General features: G+C 49.8%; 12 protein-coding genes and 1 tRNA gene. 7 read left to right on the plus strand and 6 right to left on the minus strand.

From position 1 onward, the window contains the following. The first annotated feature begins 18 nt into the window (after window positions 1-18). Window positions 19-243: a hypothetical protein gene (locus C7K08_RS10960; protein WP_133165232.1), complete on the plus strand. Its 225-nt coding sequence runs from the start codon at window positions 19-21 to the stop codon at window positions 241-243. Between the two features lie 26 nt (window positions 244-269). Here the strand turns inward: C7K08_RS10960 and petD are convergent, their stop codons facing one another. Both petD and petB read right to left on the minus strand, forming a co-directional pair. Continuing rightward, window positions 270-752 carry a cytochrome b6-f complex subunit IV gene (petD, locus tag C7K08_RS10965; RefSeq protein ID WP_106500656.1) on the minus strand — a complete coding sequence of 161 codons (483 nt, stop codon included), beginning with the start codon at window positions 750-752 and terminating at the stop codon, window positions 270-272. Between the two features lie 67 nt (window positions 753-819). Next, entirely contained in the window at window positions 820-1,476 is a 657-nt protein-coding gene (gene petB / locus C7K08_RS10970; RefSeq protein ID WP_106500657.1) for a cytochrome b6, read from the minus strand. Between the two features lie 66 nt (window positions 1,477-1,542). Between petB and ctpZ the strand changes: the two genes are divergently transcribed. Both ctpZ and C7K08_RS10980 read left to right on the plus strand, forming a co-directional pair. Then, on the plus strand, window positions 1,543-2,763 hold the full coding sequence (ctpZ, locus tag C7K08_RS10975) for a carboxyl-terminal processing protease CtpZ (protein WP_390625564.1): 1,221 nt from the start codon (window positions 1,543-1,545) through the stop codon (window positions 2,761-2,763). Next, a complete protein-coding gene (locus tag C7K08_RS10980; protein WP_106500665.1) occupies window positions 2,760-4,016 on the plus strand; it encodes an HD domain-containing protein in 1,257 nt (418 codons plus the stop codon). Before ctpZ ends, C7K08_RS10980 begins: the two co-directional genes overlap by 4 nt. Here the strand turns inward: C7K08_RS10980 and C7K08_RS10985 are convergent. After that, window positions 3,967-4,638 (minus strand): HAD-IB family phosphatase, encoded by a 672-nt coding sequence (locus C7K08_RS10985; RefSeq protein ID WP_106500659.1) that lies wholly within the window; start codon window positions 4,636-4,638, stop codon window positions 3,967-3,969. The two genes, C7K08_RS10980 and C7K08_RS10985, sit on opposite strands and share 50 nt — an antisense overlap. 42 nt (window positions 4,639-4,680) lie before the next feature. Between C7K08_RS10985 and C7K08_RS10990 the strand changes: the two genes are divergently transcribed. Then, the gene (locus tag C7K08_RS10990) at window positions 4,681-5,346 is read left to right on the plus strand and encodes a septum site-determining protein MinC (protein ID WP_241537217.1); all 666 of its coding nucleotides are present in this window, start codon (window positions 4,681-4,683) and stop codon (window positions 5,344-5,346) included. A gap of 8 nt (window positions 5,347-5,354) precedes the next feature. Here C7K08_RS10990 and C7K08_RS10995 read toward each other — a convergent pair whose 3' ends face one another. The 3 genes from C7K08_RS10995 to C7K08_RS11005 are packed head-to-tail and all read right to left on the minus strand — an operon-like array spanning window position 5,355 to window position 7,479. Next, window positions 5,355-5,912, minus strand: a complete 558-nt coding sequence (locus C7K08_RS10995; RefSeq protein WP_106500660.1) for a chromate transporter — start codon at window positions 5,910-5,912, stop codon at window positions 5,355-5,357. Continuing rightward, window positions 5,909-6,472, minus strand: coding sequence for a chromate transporter (locus C7K08_RS11000; protein ID WP_241537219.1), 564 nt, complete (start codon window positions 6,470-6,472; stop codon window positions 5,909-5,911). The genes C7K08_RS10995 and C7K08_RS11000 overlap by 4 nt, the downstream gene beginning before the upstream one ends. After that, the gene (locus C7K08_RS11005) at window positions 6,472-7,479 is read right to left on the minus strand and encodes a phospholipase D-like domain-containing protein (RefSeq protein WP_106500661.1); all 1,008 of its coding nucleotides are present in this window, start codon (window positions 7,477-7,479) and stop codon (window positions 6,472-6,474) included. The genes C7K08_RS11000 and C7K08_RS11005 overlap by 1 nt, the downstream gene beginning before the upstream one ends. Before the next feature lie 107 nt (window positions 7,480-7,586). On the opposite strand from C7K08_RS11005, the gene minD reads away from it, so the two are divergent. The 3 genes from minD to C7K08_RS11020 all read left to right on the plus strand — a co-directional run bounded on the left by minD (window position 7,587) and on the right by C7K08_RS11020 (window position 8,821). After that, window positions 7,587-8,405: a septum site-determining protein MinD gene (gene minD / locus C7K08_RS11010; RefSeq protein ID WP_106500662.1), complete on the plus strand. Its 819-nt coding sequence runs from the start codon at window positions 7,587-7,589 to the stop codon at window positions 8,403-8,405. A 4-nt stretch (window positions 8,406-8,409) separates the two neighbouring features. Next, window positions 8,410-8,742: a cell division topological specificity factor MinE gene (gene minE / locus C7K08_RS11015; protein ID WP_106500663.1), complete on the plus strand. Its 333-nt coding sequence runs from the start codon at window positions 8,410-8,412 to the stop codon at window positions 8,740-8,742. Between the two features lie 7 nt (window positions 8,743-8,749). Continuing rightward, window positions 8,750-8,821, plus strand: a tRNA-Thr gene (locus tag C7K08_RS11020). The last annotated feature ends 934 nt before the right edge of the window (window positions 8,822-9,755 follow it).

Below are 9,755 nucleotides of genomic sequence, written 5' to 3' on the forward strand. Positions count from 1 at the left end.
TCACAGCTGGCGAAAACCATGGCGATCCCAGCTGATGCTTTGCTATTCATTAGTGATGCACCAGAAGAATTAAATGCTGCATTCATTAGTGATGCACCAGAAGAATTAAATGCTGCAAAAAAAGCTGGCTACCAAACATGTGGCAGCCAGCGCGCTGGGAACAAAATTATAATTGACAATAACTTGTTTAACGTGGTTACAAGTTTCAGCAGTTTGGAACTTGAACTAGGGAACCAAAAATAACCAACTAACTAACTAACTAACTAAAATCAAAAGAGGCCCAAAGTGAGAGACTTATCGATTGGCAAACAGGCGCCAATGCCCAGGTAAATCGTAAAGAAGGTGCCGAATAAAAAGGCAGCCATTGCCACAGGGCGGCGGAATGGATTCTGGAATTTATTGAAACTTTCGATGAAAGGAATCAACATCAAACCCAGGGGRATCATGGTTTGCAAGGCAATGCCAAGYAATTTATTTGGCACCACCCGCAGGATCTGGAAAACCGGATACAAATACCACTCAGGCAGAATTTCAAGGGGGGTGGCAAATGGATCAGCCTTATCACCAAGCATTGCTGGATCCAGCACTGCAAGGGCAACGATGCAAGCGATCGTGCCAAGGATTACAACTGGGAAGATATAGAGCAGATCGTTTGGCCAAGCTGGCTCACCGTAATAGTTATGRCCCATGCCCTTGGCGAGCTTTGCCCGGAGCTTGGGGTCGGTGAGATCGGGGGCCTTTAGAACATGCATGGTGGGTAGGAGTGATGGAACTAAGAGGTTAATTAACTATAGATAAACCCAAACCAAAATCAAATACTTAAAGGGGACCTGAAATACCTTGCTTACGGATCATCAGGAAGTGGGCAAGCATAAATACTGCAAGCAACCAAGGCAACACGAAGGTGTGCAAGCTGTAGAAACGGGTGAGGGTTGATTGACCAACACTTTCGCCGCCCCGCAGCAGTTCCACCATGAAATCACCAACAACTGGCACGGCAGCAGGAACACCACTAACGATTTTCACAGCCCAGTAGCCCACTTGATCCCAAGGCAGGGAATAGCCGGTAACACCAAATGAAACGGTAATAACAGCCATGGTTACGCCAGTAACCCAGGTGAGTTCCCTAGGACGCTTAAAACCACCGGTTAAATAAACCCTAAATACGTGGAGGATCARCATCAGCACCATCATGCTGGCGCTCCAGCGGTGCACGGAACGGATCAACCAACCGAAACTCACGTCGGTCATTAGGTATTGAACRGAGGTATAGGCCTCAACAACCGTTGGCTTGTAGTAAAAGGTCATGGCAAATCCAGTGGCGAACTGGATCAGGAAGCAAACCAGGGTTATGCCGCCAAGGCAGTAAAAAATGTTTACGTGGGGCGGCACATATTTAGATGAAATGTCGTCAACGATGTCCTGGATYTCCAGGCGTTCGTTGAACCAGTCGTAGACGGGGGAAGGATTCGCCATGCAACGAAGGAGAGTTTGCCCACAGTTGGGTGTGAGTGAGAGTCTATAGACCGCCTTGATACCGCTGTGACCCTGTTAACCCTGGTGCGGGGTGTGCTCTGCCTATTGCTCAGCTTTAGCTGCTGGAGCTTTGCAGCCCAGCCCAGCCAAGCCCTTAGCGATGAACAGGCCCTAGTGGTTGATGTGTGGCGCCTAGTTAATGAGGCCTATGTAGACCCCAGCTTTACAGGGGTGCCCTGGCGCAAGTTGCGCCAAAAAGCGTTGGAAAAATCAATCCAAACCCCCAGCGATGCCTACAGCGCCATCGACGCCATGCTGGCCCCCCTGCAAGACCCTTACACCCGGCTGCTAAGGCCGGAGGCCTATAGCCAGCTGGAAGCAGCCACAAAAGGCAGTGTTAGCGGCGTGGGTTTACAACTTGGCCTGCAGCCCGAGAGCGGCCAGGTGGTGGTAATAGCGCCTGTGGAGGATTCCCCCGCCGCTGAAGCAGGCCTTAGCGACGGCACCCTATTGGTAACAATTAATGGGCAAGCCACTGGGGAACTGGGCCTGGAAGGCAGTGCCGCCCTGCTGCGGGGTAGCCCAGGCAGCAGTGTTCACCTGGAGGTGATCAGCCCTAAGGGTGAAAATCGCAGCCTTGATCTGGAGCGGCGACCGGTGGATCTGAGGCCGGTGCGCAGCAGAAGGCTTAGGGCTGGCGAACACACCTTTGGTTATTTGCGCATTAGTCAATTCAGCGAAACGGTGCCAGAGGCCGTTGCAGAAGCACTTAATGATCTCCAAGCRAAATCAATTGAAGGGCTTGTGCTTGATCTACGCAACAACTCAGGCGGCTTAGTTAGCGCTGGGCTTGCAGTGGCCGACGACCTCTTACCCGGTCAAGTGATTGTTGAAACCCAAGATCGCAACGGCATAAGCGAAAGGCGGCAGGCAAATCCACAAACCATTTACAGCGGGCCGATGGTTACCTTGATCAATGGCGGCACAGCTAGCGCCAGCGAAATCCTCGGCGGTGCCCTACAAGACAATCAACGCTCCGAACTGCTGGGGGCCACCAGCTTTGGCAAAGGGGAAATCCAAACGATGCTGGCCTTGGGCGATGGCAGTGGCCTTGCCGTAACCGTGGCTAGATACCTAACCCCCAATGGCAATCCAATTCAGGGGGTGGGGCTGATGCCTGATCAGCTGCTCAGCGCACCAGAACCCCAAGGCAGCAGCCTCGGCAGTGATGAAGAYCAATGGCTGCAGGCGGCCAGCAGCCAACTGCTGCTGCAACTAAGCCAATGAAAAGGCGCACTTATCACGATCCGCTCCACGGCGAAATCGTGCTGGATAGTGCCGATCCGGCCGARGCGATGGCCATGGCATTAATCGAATCGGCGCCCTTTCAAAGGCTGCGACGCATTCGCCAACTGGGGCCCGCCTATCTCACCTTTCATGGKGCTGAATCAAGCCGTTTCACCCATTCCCTTGGGGTTTTGCAGCTGGCCCGCCGCGCCCTTAAACATCTGGAGCGGCAAACACCATCGCTAGCTCAACAGCGCGGTTTGCTCTACGGAGCAGCCCTGCTTCACGACGTGGGCCACGGCCCCCTGAGCCACAGCGGTGAAGAGATGTTTGGCCTGCACCATGAAACTTGGTCGGCCCGTTTGATCCGCCAGCAAAAAAGCTTGAGGSAGCCCCTTGATGGTTGGTTGCCAGGMAATAGCGAAGCGGTGGCGCAACTGTTGGAGAGGGGAATTGCCCCCAATCCAGCCATCGCTGCACTAGTGAGCAGCCAACTCGATTGCGATCGCCTCGACTACATCCGCCGTGATAGCTACAGCACTGGCACCGCCTATGGACAGCTCGACCTTTCGCGCCTTATCGGCGCTTTAGTGATCGCCCCCGATGGCCAACTTGCAATTCATCCGCGCGGCCGCACTGCAGTTGAACATTATTTAGTTGTGCGTAGTTTGATGTATGGCAGTGTATATAACCACCGCCTCAATATTGTTTGCAACTGGTTGCTGCAGCAAATTATTGTGCAAGCACGGCGGCTAGGACCAAACAAAATCTTTGCTGATTCAGTGATGAATCAATGGCTCTGGCATATCGAAGATCTAGATAGTGATACTTATCTAGCTAATGATGATTTGCGCACTGGCTATCACTTAATTCGCTGGCGGGAAGAGGGGCCARCACCATTGCGAGAGCTTTGTGAAAGGTTGCTAGAGCGGCGCCTATTAAAGGCMACAGATGTGCGCCAGCTCAATAGTGGTGAAAGGCTAGAAGCCCTTGCCCTAGCTCAGAGGTTAAGCATCAGCGCTGGCCTAGATCCTGAAATCTGCTGTGGGCTTCGGGAAACACGCACCACTGGCTACAAGCCCTATGTGGGTGGATTACGGCTCTGGAATGGCGAACAGCTCCAGGCCCTAGAACAGGTGTCGCCCCTAGTGGAAAGCCTCAGCCATCCCCAGGAATTGGCCTGGTTGCTCCATCCCCGAGAAATTAGCCAGGCATTGCGGCTTCGCCTCGCGGCAATAGGCCCTCAGCCTTAAGCACTGCACTCACATCATCAAAATCTTCCCAGCGATGGTGCGCTATCTGGCGCTGCTCCAACCAATGGCATAGGGGTGCGCGGGCAAAAACCAGATCTGCCACCTGGGCCATMCCCAAATCTGTAATCGAATCACCAATAACCACACTGGAACCCTGGCCATAGCGAGCTATCACAGCGGCTTTTGCTACCAATTCATCAGAGCTAAAAAATTCACTATGAAATTGCAAACCATCGAGTGAATTGAAGCTAACTTCAGCTGCCACTAGATGTTTAAAGCGATGGCGATGGGGAGCCATCAGCTTGTTTACCAATGGCACTAACCCAGCCGACACAAGTACAAATGGCAAACCAGCGCTTTCCAATTCAGCCAAAAAAGGTAGAAATCCWGGCCTRGGTTCAAATTGAGCCATATGGCTAACCATTTGCTCAAGATCTGATGGCGCTAAGGCTGCTGCCAACAGYTCCATGCTTTGGCGCAAATTGATCTCAAAATTAAACAGCTGAGCTTTTAGTGGGCCCCACACCTCAGGGGCCACTGCGGCGGCAACGGCATCAAAGGTGTCTTCTGTGGTGATAGTGCCATCAAAATCACAAAACACCGTGGCAATCGCAGCAGCCATGGGTAAGCAGCAATATGTTCAGCCCTAGCTTGCAACACCCAGATGGTGGCTCGATTCATAGCTGCGCCCTCCCCTGGTTGGCCCCATCGCCTGGAGATGGGTGAATGGCAAGCGGGCCAKTGCCCGCAAGCAAGCCTTAACCAAGCCCTTGGCATAGACGCCCCCACMGGGMTAGTTGAACTGCACTGCGGCGAATGGCCCCTTGATATTGGGGCCCTAAGGGGAATGCAACAACGGCTCAGCAACCAAGGCCAGCCATTGCAACGGCTCATAACCAATAGCGCCACAACCTTGGTGGCAGCCAAAGCACTGGGGATTAATTGCGAAGTAATGGCGGCGCCGCTTGAAAGCCCTAARGCGCTGGAGGYTGAACTGYTAGTACATCGCGGCACCCTCAGGGCTGGTGATCACTTGGAAAGTGAAGGCAGTGTGCTGGTGCTKGGGGATGTGAACCCAGGGGCRAGAATCAGCGCAGCTAACCATGTTTTGGTGTGGGGAAGGCTGCGGGGTATCGCCCATGCCGGCTGCTACGGCAACAGCGAGGGKCGCATTATTGCKCTGCAATTAAGGCCCCTGCAATTGCGCATTGCCGATGCGATAGCCCGGGGGCCAGAGGAGYTRCCACCGGATGGCCTATGCGAACAAGCTGAATTAATAAATGGCGAAATTCGGATTAACCCAGCGGCAGCAACTCTGCCAGCGCTCTAATAGGAAAACTAACGCTGGATTAATCCAAAACCGCCAAGYAAACCAGCAATTGCCATGAAATAGAGCGGTGATATGCGCGTAAAAAGCATTAAGCCGCACACCAAAAAGGAAACAACATAGGCAAGCCAATGGTGATCAGCGGTGCGTAAAACGGTAAGGCCCACAGAGAARAGGATGCCCAAGGTGATTGGTCMCAAACCGCGCTCGAAAGCAATCCGAAAAGGTGAATCCTTAAAYTTTCCCCAGCTCAAGGCAGCCGCAACCATCAAGAGGGTGGAAGGCAATAAAACWGCGATTTCAGCYGCCAAACCGGTTAGCACCCCCCATAAAACTCCATGGCGCAAACCAGCACCTAAACCAAGCAAACCCACAATCATTGAACTAGGGCCAGGGGMCGCCTCCGCTAAGGCATAAAGATCAGCAAATTGRTTATTAGTTATCCAATGGTAKGTGTCTACAGATARATGCTGGTACTCCTGAAGCAAAGTATTACCACCACCCAAGGAAAAAAGAGACAATCCTAAAAAAGTTTTGATCACCTGCCATAGCGTATCTAAACCAGTCATCGGTTTTCAGCCTGGGATTTGCRCGGCTTCGGCCAATACAAAGCCATCGCCATRGGGCCGCCAACCAAAACCACAGGTATCAACTTAAAATTAGCAACCTGCAAAGCAAGAAAGGTAAGAATTGCGATTAAAATCGCCAAAGGATCTCTCCAATATTCATGTAAAATTTTAAAACCCATTGAAAGTGCCATCCCAGCAGCGGCTGCWACCACGCCAGTGAGCACATGATCTACGGCGGGCAGAGCATGGCTGCGAAAATAAACCAAACCCAGCAACATTAAAATACTAAATGGCACTAAAAGCATGCCTGCTATGGCTGCCATCGCTCCAATAAAACCTTTAAAAAGGGYGCCGATATAAACGGCCATATTGATTTGATTAGGGCCGGGAAATAAGCGAGCAACAGTTAAGCCAGTAAGAAAAGCTTCATTGCTCATCCAGCGGCGTTGTTCCACAACTATTCGTTGGCTCCAGGCAGAAAGCCCACCGCCAAAAGCAGATARTGCCACCTGAAGCATGCCAAAAAACAAAGCCTTGGGGCTTGGGCTAGGAGCAGGCATTAATCGTGAATGAAGTTTGGATCTGGCGGCAATTCACCATGGTTGTGCATGCTGGGATCAAGGGGATCTGGAGCACTGTATTTACTCGCCTGCTTCCAATCAAAGCTAAAGCATTCAACACAACGGGCTAMMACCTCTGGCGCATCTGTTTCAATACCTAATTCACGGCGGATATCAAAGGCGCTGCGATCAATATTCATCGAGCCGATCAAGGCCTTTAATTGATCAATTATAATCAGCTTTGCRTGGAGTTTTAAATGTTTCTGGCGCCTCACTTTTACCCCAGCGCTYTCCAATAGCCTKAGGCTAGAAAAAGTATCAAAAATATCCCAATCAGAGATACCATGCTTACCGCCACATAATATTCTCACCTTCACCCCCCTGTTACTTGCTGCCACAAGCCGCTCCAAAATAACTGAATCAACAAATTTTGGATGYTGCACCCAAATGCGTTGCTGAGCCGAATCAATAAGCCTTGCCATTTGACCGCGGCTATGGAAACTGCTCCAAACCAAGCCCACGTTCAAATCAGGYGCGAAGAAAGCTCGCTGCCAATCGGCTTCAAAACCAGCAATAACTTGATCTATGGCAGCTTGCGCATAGGTTATTATTCCATAATCACGGGTTTCAGTAAAATATTTATCCGAAAGGTTAAATGTAGAAATTAGCGCCGCAGAATTATCAACAACAATTGATTTTTCATGGGTTACGGCAAAGGCATCACTGCTCCAGGCAACTTCAATRCCCCATGCCTGAAGCCTTTCAAAGGCCGAATCATTCCAGCGATCACCGCCAGAGGTGTGCGGATTCAGCATTACCCGCACCTTTACKCCGCGGGCATGGGCCTGTTGCAGTGAAAGTTCAATCGCCTCRGATTCCAGCTTGAAYTGCTTRAGCCGCAACTCATGGCTGGCGCCAGCGATGAATTCCTGCAGGGCTGCAACCCCATCCTCAGGCATAACCAGGAGGGTTTGATGGTGTTTGAGGCTTGTGATTCCACTCACCATTGGCCAACCGTTCCACCTACTGCACCAAGCTTGTACCAAATAAARGGCTTTGGCAGTATTTTGMTCARATCTGTTTCACTGGCCATTAAATGGCTGGTGCCCAATAAGTGACAGCCCCTTCCCAACACACAATCCTGATCTGTTCTGGCAAAGGGGGAGTTGGCAAAACAACCCTCACCGCAAATCTGGGAATTGCCCTTGCCTCCCAGGGGGTGCGCACGGCAGTTCTCGATGCTGATTTTGGCCTGCGCAACCTGGATCTATTACTTGGGCTTGAAAACAGGATMGTTTTTACAGCCCAAGAGGTGCTCGCTGGTAGCTGCCGGCTTGAGCAAGCRATGGTTAAACATAAACAGGAACCAAATTTATCGCTATTGCCAGCTGGAAATCCACGCATGCTGGATTGGCTAAAACCAGAGGACATGCAAAAAATAGTTGAGATGATAAAACCACATTTYGATGTGATTTTAATTGATGCCCCTGCGGGCATTGAAGATGGCTTTAAAAATGCCGCTGCCGCAGCAGAGGAAGCAATAATCGTTACCACACCAGAAGTTTCAGCTGTTCGTGATGCAGATCGGGTAATTGGTTTACTCAATACCCGCGGCATTAATCCAATTCAATTAGTATTAAATAGAGTGAGGCCAAAGATGATGGCAAATCAGGAGATGCTGGGGATTTCAGATGTTACGGATATTTTGGCTTTACCTTTAATTGGATTGGTATTAGAAGATGAACAGGTGATTGTTAGCACTAACCGAGGCGAACCACTCACCTTAGGTAATGGCAAATCACCGGCTGCAATTGCCTATCGCAATGTAGCCAAAAGGTTAATGGGAGAGCAAATTCCCCTGCCAGATCCAAACCAGTTAMAWAAGGGCCTGCGGGCAAAAGTAAGGCAATTAATGCAAACCAAAATCTTCTGAAGCCATGACATTACTCGACCTAATCGATAAGCTTCTGGGCCGCCAACAGGCCAGTGCCACCACAGCAAAACATCGCCTGCAATTGGTTTTAGCCCATGATCGCAGCGATTTAAATCCYGAGCTGCTGCAAAGAATGCGAAAGGAAATCCTTGAAGTAGTRAGYAAATATGTGGAGCTAGATCTCGATGGCGGCGACGTTACCCTTGAAACGGAAGATCGCAGCACTGCGCTTGTTGCCAACCTACCCATCCGCAGGGTAAAGGAAGCCGCACTGCAGAGCCTCAACCTTAATGGGCCAGCTTTAGAAGCTRAGCCTCAAAGTGATGCTATAGAATGAGCTGATTGCCGGCTTAGCTCAGCGGTAGAGCAGCGCTTTTGTARAGCGAAGGTCATCGGTTCAAATCCGTTAGCCGGCTTAAAAGAAAACAACTAAATAAATTGAGMTCGCACGTTAAATTYAACYGCGGCGGCTATGRTATCTGCCAAGAACTAATGCGATCAATATAGCAACATAYAATTGACCACCCAATGTGATCAACAAAGCTCCGATCTGAGCCAAYGGATAGTCTTGATTAACAACAGAACTTCCTAAAGTTGTGAGGTACCCAAAAGCAGCAATATTTAAAATAGCTGTAGGATTYTGAGGCAGAGGAACGAAAGCAACGGGTTGAAAATAAAAAATAGTATTAAGTAAAACACCCCCAACAAAGCCAAGCATAAGGTATCCGGCACCAGCACCCATAACCACAGAMGTGGTTACAAAAGGCTCACGAATCAAAGACTTAATTAATCTAATTAATAACAGTCCAAAGAAAAAGAACCAAAGCGTGAAACGAAGAAGGCTAAGGGCCGGCTGATTAAGAGCAAAAAAACCGTCCACATACGAAACGGTATAACTCAAATCCAAGATAAACCATATTAATTCCACAACAAAAGCAGAGGCCCCCAGAAAATACATGAAAAGCCGTCCTTTTCTAAGGTTTGAAACTTTGCCCAAAAAGAAAAGAACATATAATTCTAAAACCAATGCCGAAGCACTTAAAACAAGTGGATAACTAAAGCCAAGGGGAATGATGCATATAATAAAAACCTCTAAGAATAGAAGAAAGCGATAGGCCACATGGCGCTTACGGATTCGCTTGATATCCCCAAAATGCCGATCCATACAGCACTAACACAATCTATATATTATAGTAAACATGTAAAGGCGGTATGGCTAAAAATGGCTGAAAAACTAATCCTAATAAGCTCCGATGATCTAAGCCAGGCCTCGCTGCTAAGCGAAGCCTTAACCAAACTACATAACACAGGTGATCCGATTGATCTCACAGGGGAGGGCTTGATCAAAAC

Source organism: Synechococcus lacustris str. Tous, assembly GCF_003011125.1.
Taxonomy (GTDB): domain Bacteria; phylum Cyanobacteriota; class Cyanobacteriia; order PCC-6307; family Cyanobiaceae; genus Synechococcus_D; species Synechococcus_D lacustris.